The sequence below is a fragment of the Arthrobacter sp. G.S.26 genome, assembly GCF_050847375.1.
In the GTDB taxonomy this organism is placed as follows: domain Bacteria; phylum Actinomycetota; class Actinomycetes; order Actinomycetales; family Micrococcaceae; genus Arthrobacter.
The window spans coordinates 3,921,872-3,939,486 of sequence record NZ_CP193752.1 but is presented as its reverse complement, the minus strand read 5'-3'; the positions used below and the strand labels follow the sequence as shown (position 1 = coordinate 3,939,486).

The following is a 17,615-nucleotide window of genomic DNA, read 5'->3' as shown; positions in this document are numbered from 1 at the left end:
GACGCGTCCGACGGCGGCCCGCAGGCCCGGGGGACGGCCGGCAGGGTGCCGTTCCGCCAGCGCGGGGAGTCCGCGGCGGCGGCTCAGCGGTGCTGGCTCAGCGGCGGCGCCGGGAGGACGTGCCGAACACGCCGCGCAGGAGTTCCCGGCCCAGCTGGGTGCCCACGGACCTGGCCATGCTTTTAATGCCGCCGCCCAGGGCCCCGCCCAGCAGCCCGCCGAGATCGCCCATCATCCCGCCGCCGGCGTTCTGTTGCGGGGCCCGGCGTGGCGCCTGCGCCCGGGGCTGTTCGGCGGGCGCCGGTGATGTGGGGGCGGGCCTGCTGCTGGGCCGGCCCAGGATTTCTTCCTCGATCCGGCGGGCCTCGGCGTCGAGATCGGCAGGCCCGCCGGTGCCCTGCCCATCCTGGTTGGGTGCGCCTGCGGGCAGCGGGGGCTGGCCGGGAGCGGCCGGGCCGGTGGCGGTGGTGGCGGCCGACTTGCCCGTCAGTTTCTCGTACGCGGAGTGGTTGTCCACGGCAGTGCCGTACTTGGCCAGCAGGGCCGACGCGCCAACGCTTTCCTGGACCAGGGCAGGGTCGCTGGGTCCCATCACGGATTCGGGGGCACGCAGCCGGGTGAGGGCCACGGGGGTGGGCGCGCCCCTGTCGTTCATCACGGTGATGACGGCTTCGCCGATGCCGGCGGAGGTGAGGGTCTCCTCGAGGTCGTAGTCGCTGACCGGGAAGGTGGAGACGGTGGCTTTCAGGGCCTTGGCATCCTCGGGGGTGAACGCGCGCAGCGCGTGCTGGACCCGGTTGGCCAACTGGCCCAGCACTTCCGCAGGCACATCCTTGGGGGTTTGGGTGACAAAGAAGATCCCCACGCCCTTGGACCGGATGAGCCGGACGGTGGTGGTGATGGCAGACAGGAAGGCTTTGGAGGCGCCGTTGAACAGCAGGTGCGCCTCGTCCAGGAAGAAGACCAGTTTGGGTTTGTCCAGGTCGCCGGCTTCGGGCAGGTCCTCGAACAGGTCGGCCAGCAGCCACATCAGGAACGTGGAAAACAGCATGGGCCTGTCCTGCAGGGTGGGCAGCTCCAGGCAGCTGATCACCCCGCGCCCGTCCGGGGCGGTGCGCAGCAGCTCGGCGGTGTCGAACTCCGGCTCGCCGAAGAACTTCTCCAGCCCCTGGGCCTCGAGGTTGACCAGCTCGCGCAGGATGACGCCGGCGGTGGCTTTGGAGAGGCCGCCGAGCTCCGCCAGCTGCTCCTTGCCCTCATCGGAGGTCAGGAACTGGATAACGGCGCGGAGGTCCTTCAGGTCGATCAGTTCCAGGTTGTTTTTGTCTGCGAAGTAGAAGACCAGCTGCAGGCTGGATTCCTGGGTGTCGTTGAGCTCCATGATGCGGGACAGCAGGATGGGCCCGAACGAGGTGATGGTGGCCCGGACAGGAACCCCCACCCCGTCGCCGCCCAGGGCCAGGAACTCCACGGGATACGACTTGCCCTGCCAGGCCTGCCCGATGCTGTCCGTGCGGGCTGCCAGTTTTTCGCTGCCCGGCGCCGCGGTGGCAAGGCCGGAGAGGTCGCCTTTGATGTCGGCCAGGAAGACCGGCACACCCGCCGTGGACAGCTGCTCGGCCATCATGTGCAGGGTGACGGTCTTGCCGGTACCGGTGGCGCCGGCCACCAGCCCGTGCCGGTTCATCATGGCCAGCGGCAGCCGCACCGGCGCATCCTTGTGGAGTTCGCCGTCGATGATGGCGGCCCCCAGCTCGATGGTGGCGCCTTCCAGGGTGTAGCCCTTCTGGATGGTGGCGAGCTTCTCTGCTGTGGTTTTGATGGCCATGGCGTTAGCTTAGCGGCGGCAGGGCCCTTTGTGGTGGCGTGCGTCTCAGGGCTGTGGAACCGGGGGAAGTTCCTTGGTGAAGGCCAGCGCGCCAATGGTCTCGGGATCAGCGTCAAGGTCGAACTGCGCCTGGTAGCCGGTGCTGAGGTACAGGTGCTTGGCTTCGGGCTGCCTCGGTCCGGTGGTGAGGTACACGGCGGTGTACCCGGCCTGGGCGGCCACGGCCTCCAGTTCGGCCAGGACCAGCCGGCCCAGGCCGCGGCGCCGGTGCCCGGTGGCGGTCCAGATCCGCTTGAACTCAGCGGTGGTGGCGTCGTAGCGGCGGAACGCGCCGCCGGCGATGGATTCGCCGTTTTCCTGGATGATCAGCAGCGCCCCGCCGGGGGCGGCGAACTCGGCTGCCGGGTACCGGTTCAGTTCGTCGGCCACCTCCCGGTCGCCGAAGAGGTCGTTGTAGCGGGTGCCGTATTCGACGGCGAGCTCGTCCAGGAGCGGGCGGACCCTGGGGTCATCCATGGGCAGGCTCAGGACGGCCAGCGAGGCCGGGTCGAGGGGGCGGTGCGCCACAGTGGGTTCGGCAGTCATGGTTTCAGTTCTTTCCGACGGCGGCTGGTTGGGGATGACGGGTTGGTTGCGGATACTGCGTTGGTGCGGTCGCCGAAGCGGCGGCGGATGCTGCTGCGAGCGATTGCGCTGCGGCGAGGATCCGCCGGGCCAGGGCATCATTCTCCCGGAACGGTGCCGCGTTGGTCGAGGGCCGCGCAAACGCGCCGGCGCCCCAGCCCGAGGTGCCGGGCCCGATTCCGAAGACCGCCGCCTGGGGTTGGCCGCAGGCGCCCACCAGCTGAAGGTCCCCGTTGACCAGAAGCTTGCCGGTGGAATGGATCCCGTCCGCCGTCAGCAGCTGCTGCTCGGTGCCGAGCCCGGTCCGGTGCAGGGCGGCCAGGGCAGGGTTGCGGGTCCGGGCCAACGAGGTGGCCGGCAGCCGGGCCTCGATGAAGGCGGTGGCGCTGATGCCCGCGCCGGACTGCCGGGACGTGGCGTGGAAGGCGCCGGTTGTTTCATCGGCTGAGACTTCCAGGCCGGGGCCAAGGAACTGCAGCAGCCCGGCGCGGTGCAGAGCCAGCATCTGCCGGAGCCGGTGCGGGGGCGGGCCGGAATCCACAAAGCTGAAGAACCCGTGCCACCAGCCGTGGACGGTCTGCTGCGACCGGGCATTGAGCCGCTCCGCGGGAACCACCCGGCCCAGTTCCATGTAGACGCGCAGCAGGGCCAGGAACAACGCCAGGGTTTCCGGATGGTCCGGGCTGTCGCGGAGGGCCAGGTCATGCTCGATGTAGCCGGCCACGGCGGCCTGGACATCCTCGGCGCCCTCGAACAGGCGTCCCTCAAACGGGCGGTCCAGCTGTTCAAGGTCAAGGTGGAGCGCGGCATCGGGTACAGCGGCGGCCACCAGGTCCCGGCGGGCGTCGCTGTACCAGTCCAGGCCCGCGTACTTCACTGCGAACGTGTCCCAGGCCAGGGCGCCGCGTCCGGGTGCACCTGTCAGCAGCTCGCGGTAATAGCCGTACCCGGCCTCCTTGGCGATCAGCGGCCACAGGTGGCTGCGGAAGTCCAGTTCCCCGTGCTGTTCCAGCAGCCCGGCCACCGCGTCCGCGGTGAAGAACTCCAACGGACCCGGCGCGTCACCGGCAAGGGCAGCGGAGATCTTCGAGTGGTAAGGAACACCGCGTCGGGACCCGGCCCACAACCGCGGTTCCCGTCCGGACGGAAGGTAGCGGAGCCCGAAGTCGGCCGCTTCTTCAAACCTGCCGCCGCGGCCTTCCATCAGGATGACCAGGAGGTCCACAAACGCCAGGCCCATGCCGGCCACAATGACGTCCTGGCCCGGTGCGATGGCCGAATAGTCGACGTCGGTGGTGTAGCTGGGTGCGGCGTGGAACCCGCCGTGGCGCCGGGCGAAGTCCTGCCACCCCTCGGACGCGGCATCAGGCAGGGAATCGGTGTGGCCCACCGCGGTGACCAGGAGGTCGGCGTGCAGGACCCGGCCGTTTGCCAGCGTGACGTCGTGGCCGCCGCCGTCGGAGGCGGTGATGTCCTCCGCGGTGGTCCGGTGCACCGTCAGGCTCCGGCCGAAGGTCCTGGCGGTCCTCCGGAAGAACCACTCAAGGTACTGGCTCTGCAGGCGGCGGGTGGGGAACGTGGCGCCGGTGAGGGTGCGCAGTTGCTCCTGGAGGGGGCGGGGAAAATCCGGGACGTCCGTGATGCTGCCGGCCAGGATCCCGGCGGCCCACTCCGCCAGCGACGGCCCGGGCAGCGCCGGGCCGTCGCAGCTTACGGAGTCGTCGGTAAACATGGTGATGTCTGCGGCCATGGAGTTCAGCAGCAGGCCCGGGTCCTGGTCGTAGCGCCAGATCCGGCCCGAACCTGGGACATGCGGCTCCACCACGTGGATCTTCACGGGGCCGGCGAAAACTTCCGGCCGGTTGGCTGCCAGCCTCTCCAGGACGCCTGCCGCACGGGGCCCGCCGCCAATAAAGACGATGGCCGGGATGGTGGCTGGCATGGGGGCTCCTGGTGGCAGGCGGTGGTGGGTTGCGGCAGCGGGACCCGGACATTGAAGGGGCTGCCGGAGTGCCATGGTAGGCAGCGTTCCCGACGGCGGTCGAGCGCCTTGTTCACGCCCGTTAACTCCGCGTCATCCCGCGTCAAGAAAGGCAAAAAACGGACTCATGACGCCGTGCGAAGCCAGGTGAAGGAATGCAACCTGCCGCCTTGCCGGGCCTCTCGGCGCGGTCCTAGATTTGCAGCCAGCAACCGCGGCAGAACGTCGCGGACCAGGGCGGATGCTCCGGGCACAGACCAGAAGCGAGGTGGCACATGAGTTCAGCAACAACAAGGGTGGCGCAGCCGGAACAGGCTGCGGACCCGTCCGCAGGACCTGCGCCGGCTGCTGCCGGTGCCGGGAGCCAGCCGCCGGCAGGTGGCCCGGGGCGGCAGGCCGCCGATTACTCCGCTTACCGCGTGGTGGCGGCCAAACACCCGTGGCGGTGGGTGGGCACCGCGGCCGTGGCGCTGGGCGTGGTGGCGATCGCCTGGTCGCTGGCCACCAACCCCCGCTGGGAGTGGGGCGTGGTGGCCCAGTGGTTCACCGCGCAATCGGTCATCAACGGCCTGGTGGAAACGCTGAAGCTCACCGCCATCTCCGGACTGCTCGGCTTTGTGCTGGGCTTCATCCTGGCGCTGATGCGGCTCTCCGCGTCCCCGCTGCTGGTCTCCGTGTCCTGGACGTTCTCCTGGATTTTCCGGTCCACCCCGCTGCTGGTGCAGATGCTGCTCTGGTACAACCTGGGCTACCTGTACGAAAAGATCAGCCTGGGCATCCCGTTCACTGATGTCCGGTTCTTCGAAATCCAGACCACCACCCTGATCAGCCAGTTTGCCGCTGCCGTCCTGGGCCTGACACTCAACCAGGCTGCCTACTCCGCGGAAATCATCCGCGGCGGCATCCTCTCCGTGGACCAGGGCCAGCTGGAGGCTGCTGCGGCGCTGGGCATCCCGGCCTGGCGGCGGTCCACCCGCATCGTCCTGCCGCAGGCCATGCGCGCCATCCTGCCCACCGCCTTCAACGAGATCATCGGCCTGGTCAAGGGCACCTCGATCGTCTACGTGCTGGCCTACTCGGAGCTCTTCTACACCGTCCAGGTCATTTACAACCGCACCCAGCAGGTCCTCCCGCTGCTCCTGGTGGCCACGCTCTGGTACGTGGTGATCACCTCGGTGCTCAGCGTCTTCCAGTACTACATCGAACGGCACTACTCCAAGGGAGCGGTCCGCAACCTGCCCCTGACGCCGTTGCAGAAGGCCCGCAAATTCTTCGCCACCCACGCCGTGGACAGCAACCGGGCAAGGAGCCTCTGATGACTGAAACACCAACCCGCGGCCTGGTGGAAATCACCGGGGTCAGGAAATCCTTCGGGACCACTGAAGTCCTTAAAGGTGTCAGCCTCACCGTGGAACCAGGCGGCGTGGCAGTCATTGTGGGCCCCTCCGGCTCCGGAAAGTCCACGCTGCTGCGCACCATCAACCACCTCGAAAAGATGGACGGCGGCCACATTTCGATCGACGGAAAGCTGGTGGGCTACGAGGTCCGCGGCGAACGGCTGCACGAGCTGCGGGAAAAGGACATCCTGAAGCAGCGCACCGAAATCGGCATGGTGTTCCAGAACTTCAACCTCTTCCCGCACCTGACGGCGCTCGAGAACGTCGCCGAAGCCCCGGTGGTGGCACAGCGCCCCGGAAAAGCCAAAAGCACCAAGGAGGAAGCACGGCGCCGCGGCCTGGAACTCCTGGACCGCGTAGGGCTCAAGGACCGCGCCGACGCCTACCCCCGCCAGCTCTCCGGCGGCCAGCAGCAGCGCGTGGCCATTGCCCGGGCACTCGCCCTGGACCCCAAGATCCTGCTGTTCGACGAGCCAACGTCCGCACTAGACCCCGAGCTGGTCAACGAAGTGCTGGACGTCATCCGTGAACTGGCCAAGTCCGGCACCACCCTGATCATCGTCACCCACGAAATGGGCTTCGCCCGGGACGTCGCGGACACCGTGGTGTTTATGGACCAGGGCCAGATCGTGGAACAGGGCACACCCCAGGAACTCTTCACCAACCCCCGCGAACCGCGCACCAGGAGCTTCTTCTCCAAGGTCCTCGAACCCGCCTTCAACATCTAAAGGATCCACCATGGCTTTCTCCTCCATTCTCCCCGGCGCCGGCCGCCGGCACCCGCGCCGCGTCCGCACCCTTGCCGCCCTGCCCGCCGTCGTCCTCCTGGGCACCGCAGCCTTGTCCGCGTGCGCCGACCCCGGCGCCTCCGCCGCTGGAAACGCCTCGGCCCCGGCGGAGCCGACGGCGGCCCGCAACGGAGTGGTCTACAACACTTCGCCGGACCAGCAGCGCATCCGGGCAGAGAAGGACGCCGCGCTCGCCGCCAAGGTGCCGGACCTGATCGGCAAGGACGGCAAGCTGACCATCGCCACCACGGCAGGGTCGATTCCGCTGACGTTCCACGCCACGGATGACAAAACGCCCATCGGCGTGGAGATCGACATCGCCCAGCTGGTAGCGGACAAGCTGGGCCTGGACCTGGACATCCAGGTGACCTCCTGGGAAAACTGGCCGCTGAAAACCCAGTCGGGCGACTTCGAAGCCGTGTTTTCCAACGTGGGCGTCAACAAGGACCGGGTGAAGCTCTTCGACTTCGCCACCTACCGGGCCGCGTTTATGGGGTTCGAAGCCAAAAAATCCGCAAGCTACGACATCAAGGGCTCCGACGACATTTCCGGCCTGAAGGTTTCCGTGGGATCCGGCACCAACCAGGAAAAGATCCTGCTGGCCTGGAACAAGGAACTTGAGGACAAGGGCAAGGCCCCGGCCACGCTGCAGTACTACTCGTCCGACGCCGATACCATCCTGGCGCTGTCCTCAGGCCGCACGGACCTGAACATCGCCCCCTACCCGTCCACCGTGTACCGGGAAAACACCCGCGACGACCTCAAAGTGGTGGGCAAGGTCAATGCCGGCTGGCCGGCAGAAACCCTGGTGGCAGCCACCACGCTCCGGGGCAACGGCCTGGCCCCGGTCATCACCGAGGCGCTGAACGCCGCCATCAAGGACGGCAGCTACGGGGACGTCCTGGAACGTTGGGGTTTGAGCGAGGAAGCCCTGCCGGAGTCGGCAACGGTCACGGCGGAAAGTTTCGGGGCCGCAAAATGAAGTTCCAGGTCCTGGACATTATTCCGCACCTGAAGAACCCGCTCACCGGGGACATCGTTTCCACCGCGGACCGGCTGAACCAGGTGGTGCAGACCGCACAGCGGGCCGAGGAACTGGGCTACGACGGGTTCTCCGTGGGTGAGCGGCATGCGGGGGAGTTCATCTCCTCCTCGCCCACCACGGTGCTGGCGGCCATCGCTGCCGTCACGGAGCGGATCCGGCTGCAGACCGGTGTCGCCGTCCTTTCCGTCCTGGACCCGGTCCGGGTGGCCGAGGACTACGCCACGATCGACCAGCTCAGCCGCGGCCGGCTGGAACTGGTGATCGGCAAGGGCAATGAGGTGCTCCAGTACCCGCTCTTCGGCCTGGACCTGGACCACCAATGGGAGCTCCTGGCCGAAAAGTATGAACTGCTGCGCCGGCTGTGGCGCGAGGAGAACCTCACCTGGTCCGGCCGGTTCCGGGCACCCCTGACCGAGCCCACCACCACCACGCCCCGTCCGTTTGACGGCCCGCCCCGGATTTGGCACGGCTCTGCCACAACGCTGACATCGGCGGCCCTGGCCGCCAAGTGGGGGGACCCGCTGTTCACGGCGAACGCCATCCAGCCGCGGGAAAACTACCATGTGCTGATCCAGCACTACCGGGACGAATACGAGCGCCACGGCCATGACCCGAAACACCAGTATGTTGGCTCGGGCAGCGGCGCCGGTGGTGTGTTTATCGCGGACACCACGCAGGAGGCCATCCGCCAGTTCGGGCCTGTGTACGAGGCGCTGACCCGCAACCGCAACGTCCCCGGCAACAACTCGCCCTTCCGGGACATCAACCACGCGGTGGCGGAAGGACCGGCCCTGGTGGGCAGCCCCGAACAGGTGGTGGACAAGATCCTGAGCTACCACGGGCTGTACGGCCACGACCTGCAATCCATTTCCCTTCCCACCACCCTTCCCTTCGGGCAGCAGCTGGACATCCTGGAGCGGTTCGCCCTTGAAGTCATCCCCGCCGTGCGGGCCGCCGCTCCCACCACCTTGTGGGAGGCCGAAGACCCGTACGGGCTGCGCCCCCAACCTGCTGTCCCAGCCACTTCCATCCAGACCAGGAGCACCCTTGACTACGCACGCTGAAACGACGCTGTTCGCCGCTGAGTGGGAAGAATGGCACACAGCCCACGAACAGCACCGGGCCTCCCCGCACGGCTTCCTCGCCGTCACCCACCTGCATTGGCTTGACGCCACGCCCACCCCGCTGGACGGCGCACCGGGCACCTGGAGCGCGGATGCCGACACCGTCACGGTGGTCCTGGCGGCCGGCGAAAGCCTGGAGCAGGACGGGCAGGAGCTCAATACTGCAACGGGCACCACCATCACCTTTGGCCCCATTCCGGAACGCGGCGGGATCAACTTCGCAGCCGGTAACGCAGTGGTGGAACTGGCTAAACGCGGCGGGCTGTACATCGTCCGGCCGCGGCACCCGGACAACGCCCTGCTCGGCACCTACCAGGGGACCCCTGCCTACGCCCCGAACGCGGCCTTTGCCGTCCCCGCGACGTATGTGCCCTTCGAAACGCCGCGCACCACCACCGTTGGCGCCGCCGTCGAGGGCATCCAGCACGTTTACGAAGCCCCGGGCGAGCTGCGTTTCCGGCTCGAAGGCCAGGACCTGTCGCTGACCGCGTTCAACGGTTACACGGCCGGATCCCTCACGGTGCTGTTCACGGACCAGACCTCCGGAAAGACCACCTACGCCGCCAACCGGTCGGTGTCCGTGGCTCCGGCCGCTGATGGATCGGTGGAGCTCGACTTCAACCGCGCCGTTAACCTTCCCTGCGCCTACACCGACCTTGCCACCTGCCCGCTGCCGCCGGCCGAAAACCGGCTTCCGGTGGCCATCGAAGCCGGCGAAAAGACACCCTACGAACGGAAGGACCAGCAGTGAGCACCGCAGCTACAGCACGCCCCGGTTTCCTGGCCATCGAACTCGACGGCGCCGGCTGGGACGGGGCCGGATCCGGCACCCTCGCCGCCGCCGTGCTGGCAGTGGAATCCGCAGGTTTCCACGTGGCCACGTTCAAGGACGCCCCGGAAGCGGGCCGTGCCAACGCGCTGCAGCGCGCAGCCTTTGCCGGCCCCGTGACCCGGTCCATCGCCTTGGTTCCCGAAGTGGACACCGTGTACACCGAACCGTTCCACGTCTCCACCCAGCTGGCCAGCCTGGACTACGTTTCGGGCGGCCGGGCCGGCTGGATTGCTACGGCAACCGAATCCCCGGCGGCCGCCGCAGCTGTGGGCCGGCGCAGCGTCACGGGCGAAGGCCTGGCCAAAGAGGCTTCGGCTGCGATCGAGGTTTCCCGCAGGCTCTGGGATTCCTGGGAGGACGACGCCGTCATCCGCGACGTGGCCACCGGCCGCTACATCGACGTGGACAAGCTCCACTATGTGGACTTCACCGCCCCGGAAGAGGCCGGCCCCGGCTATTCCATCAAGGGCCCTTCCATCATTCCGCGGCCGCTTCAGGGCCAGCTGCCGGTCATCGCCCCGCTGGGCCTGCTGGGCAGCGGACTGGTGGACGACGCCGCAGTGGACGCGGTCCTGGTGACCGCACCCACGCCCGAACTGTTGACCGCAGAGGTCCGGGATGCCCGCAGCCGGCTGCGCACCGGGGTGGCCATCATCGCCGAACTTGACGTGGTCCTGGACTCACGCGGGCTGGCAGCGGCAGATCGCCCCGCGCCGGCGGACAGCGGCCGTGCGCTCTTTACGGGCAGCGCGGCCGGGCTTGCCGCTTTACTGGCACCGATCCTGGCGGAAGCCGACGGCGTCCGCCTCCACCCGGCGTCGTTCGATGTGGAACTCGACGAGCTCTCCCGCGTGGTCCTGCCGGAGCTGCGGCGCAGCGGCGCCCTGCGCGCACCGTTGCAGGATGCCACCTTCCGGGACCTGCTGGGCCTTGACCGCCCCGCCAGCCGCTACGCCGACGCCGCCGCAACCGCCATTGCCGCCGCAGAGTAAGGAAAAACCATGACTTCGCACAGCAGTGCTAAATCCGATCCCACCGTTTTTACGCCCTCGGGCACCCTGCAGTTCGGCATCTTTTTCCAGGGGGTGAACTCGGGCACCATCTGGAAGGCCGCCGAATCCGGCTCGCAAACGGACTTCGAATCCTTCCGCCGGCTGGTGCAGACCGCAGAGCGCGGCCTGTTCGCCGCCTTCTTCCTGGGCGAAGGGCTGCGCCTGCGCGAGCACCTGGGCCGGCCGCACGCCCTGGACGTGGTGGGCCGCCCCGACGCACAGACCGCCCTGGCTGCCCTCGCCGCCGTCACCACCAACATTGGCCTGGTGGCCACCCAGAACACCACCTACAACGATCCCGCGGACCTGGCACACCGGCTGGCCAGCCTCGACCTGATTTCCGGCGGCCGGGCCGCCTGGAACATCGTTACCACCGATAACGCCTGGACCGGAGCGAATTTCCGCCGCGGCGGTTACCTTGACCACGCTGACAGGTACAAGCACGCGGAAGCCTTTGTGGAGACCGCCAAACGGATCTGGGATTCGTGGGAGACCCCCGCCGGCCCGGCCCGCCACGTACGCCACGAGGGCCAGCACTACACCGTGGACGTCACGCCCCGCCTTCCGCGCAGCGCCCAGTACCGCCCGGTGCTGTTCCAGGCCGGGGATTCCCCGGAAGGCCGGGACTTCGCCGCCCGGCAGGCTGACGTGATCTTCTCCGCGCACCCCAAGCTGGAGAAAGCCATTGAATTCCGCACCGACCTGGTGGCCCGGACACTGGCGGCAGGCCGTCCTGCCAACGCCGTCCAGATCATGCCGGCCAGCGAGTTCATCCTCGCGGCCACCGACCAGGAGGCCCGGGCCAAGAAGGAGTGGGTCCGCAGCCTGCAGATCGGGCCGCAGCAGGCCCTTGCCTACCTCGAACAGTTCTGGGGCCGGGAGCTCTCCGGCTACGACCCCGACGGGCCGCTCCCCGAAATCGATCCCGTGGTGGAGGAGACATCGGAGACGCGGGGCAGCGGATTCCACGGCGCCAAAGCCCGGCAGCTCGCGGACCAGTGGCGGGCCGAGGCGAAGGACAAAGGCCTGTCCATCCGGCAGTTCGTCTCCGCCAAGACCTCCCGCATGGACGCCACATTTACCGGCTCCTACTCCGCCGTGGCCGATCACCTCGCGGAATTCGCCAGGGTGGGGGCCGTGGACGGCTTCAACATCTCGCCGTGGCTCATCCCCACGGGCCTGGACGACATCGTCAACCACCTGGTGCCGGAACTGCAGGAACGCGGCGTCTACCCCACGGAGTACCGCGGCACCACGCTCCGGGAAAACCTTGGCCTGGCGACGCCTGTCCGTTCCGGCGATGCCGTCACCGCCACCGGCCCGGTCCGGCATGCGTGAGCAGGACAGCTCCGCGGCGGAATCCACCGCGGAGCTGGTCCGGCTGCAGCTGACCGTGTGGGAACAGCTGCTCTAGGGCACCTTGGCCTCCAGTCCGGCGGCGGCAGCCGGTGCTTCCTCTCCGCCCGGACCCGACGAAGGATGGGCTGCGACGGCCGCGGCATGCTCGGCCAGGACACCCGTTTGATGGCGGATCTTCAGGCGGTACAGCAGGGCGCCGCCAGCGGTGACGCCGGCGACGAAGATCACCCCGCCCCACTGCAGGTACCACTCGAACGGAGGCACAGAGTTGTAAATCTCGGGGCGCGGCCAGATCAGGTTCACTGTCATGGCGGCGCCCCACAGGACGGCGAGGATGTTCACCGGCAGCCCCCATTTGCCCATGCTGAAGCCGGCGTCGGAATTTTCGCCGGGCCACCTGCCCAGGAGCCGGTTGCGCAGCATGGGCGCAGTGACCAGGAGATATGACAGGTAAATCAGCACGATGCTGATGCTGGACAGAATCGTGAAGATCGCCGGTTGCATAACGTTGATGAGCAGCGGCATAACGGCCAGGGCGCCGATGACGATGGCCGCGACGGTAGGGGTCCTGCGGACCGGATCCACTTTGCTGAGCTGCCTGCTGAAGGGGAGGTTGTTGTCCCGCGCCATGGCGAACATCATCCGGATGGCGGCCGCGTGGACGGACAGGGTGCAGACCACCACGGCCACCACGATGCAGACAAGGAAGGCTTTGCCGAAGGGTCCGCCCAGGACGGAGAGCACGATGTGCTGCAGGCCGCCGTCGGCAGAACCGATTTTGGGATCGGTGAGGTCCGGCGCGGCGAGGATGCCAAAAGCAGGATCAGGCCACCGAGCAGGAACGAGGCGGTGACGGCCCGCAGGATGGCCTTGGGTGCCGTGCGTTTGGGGTCCTTCGTCTCCTCTCCAAGGGAGCTGGCGGTATCGAAGCCGTACATAACGTAGCCGGACGCCATGGCCCCGATCAGGAAGACGCCGAAGAAGCCCAGGTCATGGCCTTCCCCGAAACCGGTGGTGTCGAAGAAGACCTCAGGCCCCCGCACCACATGCCAGCCAAGCGCTAGGATCAGCAGGACGGCTGCCACCAACTCCACAAAAACCCCAACGCTGTTGATCCGGGTCATAAGCTTCACGCCGAACGCGTTGATGAGGGTGGAGATGGTGATCATGATGGTGGCCAGCACCACGCCGTTCATGGCAAAGTCGAACGGGCCGGTGCCGTCACCAACGAACTGGAACCCGGACCAGAGCTGCGGCAGGGTGAGCTGCAGCGCCAGGGCCACGGACCCCAGCGCCATGATGGAGGACAGCAGCAGCAGCCAGCCGGCCAGCCACGCCGAGGTACCGGACGCCAGCCGTTTGGCCCAGTTGTAGACGGATCCCGCCACGGGGTAGCGGCCGGCCAGTTCGGCGAAGCACAGCGCCACCATCAGCTGGCCAACGAAGACAATGGGCCAGGACCAGGCATACGCCGGTCCGGCCATGGAAAAACCAAAATAGAACAGTTGAAAAACGCCGGTGAGGATGGAGATGTAGCTGACGCCTGCTGCAAAGCTGGCGAACTTGCCGATGCTCCGGTCCAGGGTCTGGGTGTAGCCGAACTCGTCCATGCCGCTTGAATCAATACTCTTGCTGGGTTCCAACATTTGGACTCCTCGATCAGAAAAGCACGATGGTGATGACGCCTGGTACTCAGGCGTGGGAGGCGCTGAACTCCAGTTCGGCCGTTGTCGTTTCGCCGGTGCGGCCGGCGCGGATGAGGTCCGCGCAACGCTCGCCGATCATCATGACGGTGATGTTGGGGTTGACTGTGATGTGTTCAGGCATCACGGAGGCGTCAGCGACGCGCAGTCCTGTGACGCCCTTGACCCGCAGCTCTGGATCGAGCGGCGACATCCCGTCGTCGGGCGGGCCCATCCGGACGGTGCCGACGGGGTGGTAAACCGTGTTGTGCGTCTTGCGGATGTAGTCCTGAAGTTCCTCGTCGCTTTGTGCCCCGATCCCGGGCGACAGCTCACGCCCGGCCCACTCGGCCATGGCCGGCTGGGCGGCGATCTCGCGGGCCTTGCGGATGCCGGCCACCATGACCCGCATGTCGTGGCCGTCGGGATCCGTGAAATAGCGTGGATCCACCATCGGCTTGTCGCGGAAATCGCGGCTGCGCAGCCGGACGGTGCCGCGGGAACGGGCGTGCGTGACGTTCGGGGTGAGGGAAAAACCGTTCTCGGTGGTGGGGTAGCCGTACCGCAGGGTGTTCATGTCGAACGGTACGGAGCCGTAGTGCATCATCAGGTCCGGGCGGTCCAGGCCTTCCTCGGTGGGGGTGAAGATGCCGATCTCCCACCACTGCGTCGAGCTCTGCACCATTGGCTGTTTGGCCTCGAATTGGACCACGCCCTCAGGCTGGTCCTGCAGGTTTTCGCCTACGCCGGGGGAGTCCACCAGGACTTCGATCCCGTGCCCGGCAAGGTGCGCCGCGGGGCCGATGCCGGAGAGCATCAGCAGCTTGGGCGAGTCGATGGCGCCGGTGGACAGGATGACCTCGCGGTGGGCGGACAGCCTGTGGGTCCGGCCGAACGCCGAGTCCACAACGTCGACGCCGGTGCAGCGCTTGTCCGCGTCGAACACCAGCTGGCGGGCGCGGAAGCCGGTCAGCAGGGTGAAGTTTTCGCGCTCCGTGATGGGGTGGATGTAGGAGACCGAGCTGGAGGACCTGGTGCCGTCCGCGCGGCGGTTGATCTGGAAGAAGTTGGCGCCGTTGACCACCGTGGTTCCGGTGTTGAACTTTGCCCGGGGGATGCCGGTCTGTTCGCATGCATCCAGGAGCGCGACGCCGGCAGGATCCACCGGGGGCACGTTCATCAGGTGCACGGGGCCTGAGTCACCGTGGTGCGGCGCGTCAGGGCCGGCATCCTCGTTGGTTTCCAGTCGCTGATAGAGCGGCCAGGCGGTTGCAGAGTTCCAGCCGGTGGCGCCGTACTTCGACTCCCACTCGTCCAGGTCCTCGCGCGGGGCCCAGAACGCGATGCAGGAGTTGTGGCTGGAGCAGCCGCCCATCACCTTGGCGCGGGCGTGGCGCATAAAGGAGTTGCCGTTCTCCTGCGGTTCCACCGGGTAGTCCCAGTCATAGCCGGATTCCAGCAGCTCCATCCAGCTGTCCAGCTGCAGGATCTCGGGCAGGCCGCGGTCATCCGGGCCGGCCTCCACGAGGGCCACGGTCACGTCCGGATCCTCGCTCAGCCGGGCGGCCACTGCGGCTCCGGCGGATCCGCCACCAATAACGACGTAGTCGAATCCGCGCCCGGGAAGATCCCCGATGTTTTCCACGTGCATCTAGTTCTCCTTGCTGTGGTCAGCAAACCAGCCGGTTACCTGCGGGCTGGTGTTCTGGTAGGTGTGCTTGGCTTCCTGGTACTCGGCCAGGCCGGTCGGGCCCAGCTCGCGGCCGACGCCGGACTGGCCGAAGCCGCCCCACTCGGCCTGGGGGAGGTAGGGGTGGTAGTCGTTGATCCAGATGGTGCCGTGCCGCAGCCGGGACGCCACGCGCTGCGCCTTGCCCGCGTCCTGGGTCCAGACCGCTCCGGCCAGGCCGTAGACGGTGTCGTTGGCGATGGCCACCGCCTCGTCCTCGGTGCGGAACGTCTCCACCGTCACCACCGGGCCGAACGCTTCGTCGGTGACCACGGACATTCCCCTGGCAACGCGGTCCAGGACGGTGGGCTGGTAGTAGAAGCCGGCGTCGTACTTTTCCCCAACAGGTGCCGCGCCGCCGCACCGCAGCCGCGCGCCCTCGTTGATGCCGCGCTGGACGTAGGCGTGGACCTTGTCCCGGTGGGCCGCGGAGATCAGGGGGCCGGTTTCTGCCGCCTCGTCGAAGGGGCCGCCAAGCCTGATCGCCTGTGCGCGGCGGACCAGTTCGGCCACGAAGCTTTCGGCGATGGATTCCGCCACCACCAGCCGCGCCCCGGCCGAGCAGACCTGCCGGGAGTGGACGAACGCGCCGTTAAGGGCGTTGTCGACGGCGGCGTCAAAGTCCGCGTCCGCAAACACCACGTTGGGGTTCTTGCCGCCGAGCTCCAGTGCCACTTTCTTGACGGTGCCGGCTGCGGCGGCCGCGATGCGCTTGCCGGTTTCCAGGCCGCCGGTGAAGGAAACGAGGTCGACGTCGGGGTGTTCGGAGAGCGGCGCGCCTGCCTCCGCGCCGGCTCCGGTGACGAGGTTGGCGACGCCGTCCGGCAGGCCGAGGTCCTGCAGCAGCTGCATGGCCAGGATGGCGGTGGACGGGGTCAGCTCGGAGGGCTTCAGGACGAAGGTGCAGCCGGCGGCCAGGGCGGGGGCGATCTTCCAGGCCGCCTGGAGCAGCGGGTAGTTCCAGGGCGTGATCAGGCCGCAGACGCCCACGGGTTCGTAGGTGATTTTGCTGACGACGGCGGGGTCCCCGGCGTCGACGATGCGGCCCGCCTGCTGCCCGGCGAGCCGGCCGAAATATTCGAAGCAGGCGGCGATGTCGTCCATATCGATGCGGCTTTCGACCATCCGCTTGCCGGTGTCCAGCGACTCGGCGCGGGCGAACTTTTCGCGGTGTTCGCGCAGTCCGGCAGCGACCTTCAGAAGGAAGCTGCCGCGATCCGGGGCCGGGACGTTTGACCAGACTCCTGAATCGAAGGCGGCCCGGGCTGCAGCGATGGCGCGTTCAGCGTCTTCCTGCCCGGCTTCGGATACGGTGGCGGCCAGTTCGCCGTCGGCCGGGTTGCGGATGTGGCGCACCGCGCCGGATGCGGCAGGCTCCCACGAGCCGTTGATGAACAGGGTGGCTGCTGGCACGTCGTCATTAGGTGTGGCGTAGGTCATACGGAGGACATTAGCTGAAGTTGAACGACTGTTCAATGCTTTCTTGAACAAACGTTCAAGATGTCTCAGGCCGATACCGGTTGCTGGAAATGGTCCGCCTTGGGGCGGGGCTGGGCCCGACGCCTAGGTCTGGCTGCCGGCCTGTGGGGCGAAAGCGATCTCTTCCGTGCGGGCGATGCTTCGCTGGATGGAGGCCTCATCCACGCCCAGCAGCGACGTCAGCCACATGCCGTTCTGCACCACCACAATGTCTGCGGCCCGCTCCCGGCATTCCTGCCAGGCAAGCCCGGGGATGGCCTTCGAGACGAGCGCCGCGAGCCCGTCGAGATACCCGTCGAAGGCGGCGGCATTAATCTCGGCATAGTCTGCATCGGCCTGGGCGAGGGCCCAAAGGTGAAGGCGCAGGGACAGGTACCTGGTGGTCAGGAGGTCGGCACCGGCGATCCGCCGCAGGGCCCTGCGGAGTTGTTCATCCGGTTCGGCCGAGGGGTCCGGTGCCAGCAGCAGGAGGTCCTGCTCCTCAACCCGGTGCAGGGCGGCCCGTATCAGGCTGGTTTTGTCGTCGTAGTAGTAGTTCACCAGGCCCAGCGCGACGCCGGCCTCCCGGGCCACCGCACGCATGCTCACACCCGAAATGCCGTGCCGTGACAGCAGTTCCAGGGCCGCCTCGAGAATGCGCGATTGCCTGTCAAGCTGCTCACCTGAGTTCACGGTCTTTGTCCCCATCTGGCCAG

Annotated in this window: 13 protein-coding genes and 1 pseudogene; 7 read left to right on the top strand and 7 right to left on the bottom strand. The window is 67.6% G+C overall.

Translation table 11 applies throughout. The features are described from left to right. Positions 1-97: 97 nt before the first annotated feature. From ACRB8A_RS18070 to ACRB8A_RS18060, 3 genes are read right to left on the bottom strand one after another with little or no spacing between them, the layout of a single operon-like run. Positions 98-1,828: a helicase HerA-like domain-containing protein gene (locus ACRB8A_RS18070; protein WP_432245263.1), complete on the bottom strand. Its 1,731-nt coding sequence runs from the start codon at positions 1,826-1,828 to the stop codon at positions 98-100. A 45-nt stretch (positions 1,829-1,873) separates the two neighbouring features. Continuing rightward, a complete protein-coding gene (locus tag ACRB8A_RS18065; RefSeq protein WP_050685299.1) occupies positions 1,874-2,413 on the bottom strand; it encodes a GNAT family N-acetyltransferase in 540 nt (179 codons plus the stop codon). A 4-nt stretch (positions 2,414-2,417) separates the two neighbouring features. After that, positions 2,418-4,394, bottom strand: a complete 1,977-nt coding sequence (locus ACRB8A_RS18060; RefSeq protein ID WP_432245262.1) for an FAD/NAD(P)-binding protein — start codon at positions 4,392-4,394, stop codon at positions 2,418-2,420. A 314-nt stretch (positions 4,395-4,708) separates the two neighbouring features. On the opposite strand from ACRB8A_RS18060, the gene ACRB8A_RS18055 reads away from it, so the two are divergent. The 7 genes from ACRB8A_RS18055 to ACRB8A_RS18025 are packed head-to-tail and all read left to right on the top strand — an operon-like array spanning position 4,709 to position 12,009. Then, on the top strand, positions 4,709-5,749 hold the full coding sequence (locus ACRB8A_RS18055) for an amino acid ABC transporter permease (RefSeq protein WP_050685297.1): 1,041 nt from the start codon (positions 4,709-4,711) through the stop codon (positions 5,747-5,749). Further along, positions 5,749-6,558: an amino acid ABC transporter ATP-binding protein gene (locus ACRB8A_RS18050; RefSeq protein WP_050685296.1), complete on the top strand. Its 810-nt coding sequence runs from the start codon at positions 5,749-5,751 to the stop codon at positions 6,556-6,558. The genes ACRB8A_RS18055 and ACRB8A_RS18050 overlap by 1 nt, the downstream gene beginning before the upstream one ends. Positions 6,559-6,568: 10 nt before the next feature. Then, positions 6,569-7,600: an ABC transporter substrate-binding protein gene (locus ACRB8A_RS18045; RefSeq protein ID WP_432245261.1), complete on the top strand. Its 1,032-nt coding sequence runs from the start codon at positions 6,569-6,571 to the stop codon at positions 7,598-7,600. Continuing rightward, positions 7,597-8,727, top strand: a complete 1,131-nt coding sequence (locus ACRB8A_RS18040; protein WP_432245260.1) for an LLM class flavin-dependent oxidoreductase — start codon at positions 7,597-7,599, stop codon at positions 8,725-8,727. Before ACRB8A_RS18045 ends, ACRB8A_RS18040 begins: the two co-directional genes overlap by 4 nt. Beyond that, a complete protein-coding gene (locus ACRB8A_RS18035; RefSeq protein WP_432245259.1) occupies positions 8,711-9,538 on the top strand; it encodes a DUF1684 domain-containing protein in 828 nt (275 codons plus the stop codon). The genes ACRB8A_RS18040 and ACRB8A_RS18035 overlap by 17 nt, the downstream gene beginning before the upstream one ends. Then, the gene (locus ACRB8A_RS18030) at positions 9,535-10,611 is read left to right on the top strand and encodes an LLM class flavin-dependent oxidoreductase (RefSeq protein WP_432245258.1); all 1,077 of its coding nucleotides are present in this window, start codon (positions 9,535-9,537) and stop codon (positions 10,609-10,611) included. Before ACRB8A_RS18035 ends, ACRB8A_RS18030 begins: the two co-directional genes overlap by 4 nt. Before the next feature lie 9 nt (positions 10,612-10,620). Further along, the gene (locus ACRB8A_RS18025; protein WP_432245257.1) at positions 10,621-12,009 is read left to right on the top strand and encodes an NtaA/DmoA family FMN-dependent monooxygenase; all 1,389 of its coding nucleotides are present in this window, start codon (positions 10,621-10,623) and stop codon (positions 12,007-12,009) included. 72 nt (positions 12,010-12,081) lie between these two features. On the opposite strand, the pseudogene ACRB8A_RS18020 reads toward ACRB8A_RS18025, so the two are convergent. The 4 genes and pseudogenes from ACRB8A_RS18020 to ACRB8A_RS18005 all read right to left on the bottom strand — a co-directional run bounded on the left by ACRB8A_RS18020 (position 12,082) and on the right by ACRB8A_RS18005 (position 17,607). Next, positions 12,082-13,676 (bottom strand): annotated as a pseudogene (locus tag ACRB8A_RS18020) (APC family permease). A gap of 46 nt (positions 13,677-13,722) precedes the next feature. Further along, positions 13,723-15,363, bottom strand: a complete 1,641-nt coding sequence (locus tag ACRB8A_RS18015) for a GMC family oxidoreductase (protein ID WP_432245256.1) — start codon at positions 15,361-15,363, stop codon at positions 13,723-13,725. Next, the gene (locus ACRB8A_RS18010; protein ID WP_432245255.1) at positions 15,364-16,881 is read right to left on the bottom strand and encodes an aldehyde dehydrogenase family protein; all 1,518 of its coding nucleotides are present in this window, start codon (positions 16,879-16,881) and stop codon (positions 15,364-15,366) included. 123 nt (positions 16,882-17,004) lie between these two features. Next, complete coding sequence (locus ACRB8A_RS18005) at positions 17,005-17,607, bottom strand: TetR/AcrR family transcriptional regulator (RefSeq protein ID WP_050685287.1); 603 nt, start codon at positions 17,605-17,607, stop codon at positions 17,005-17,007. Positions 17,608-17,615 lie beyond the last annotated feature (8 nt).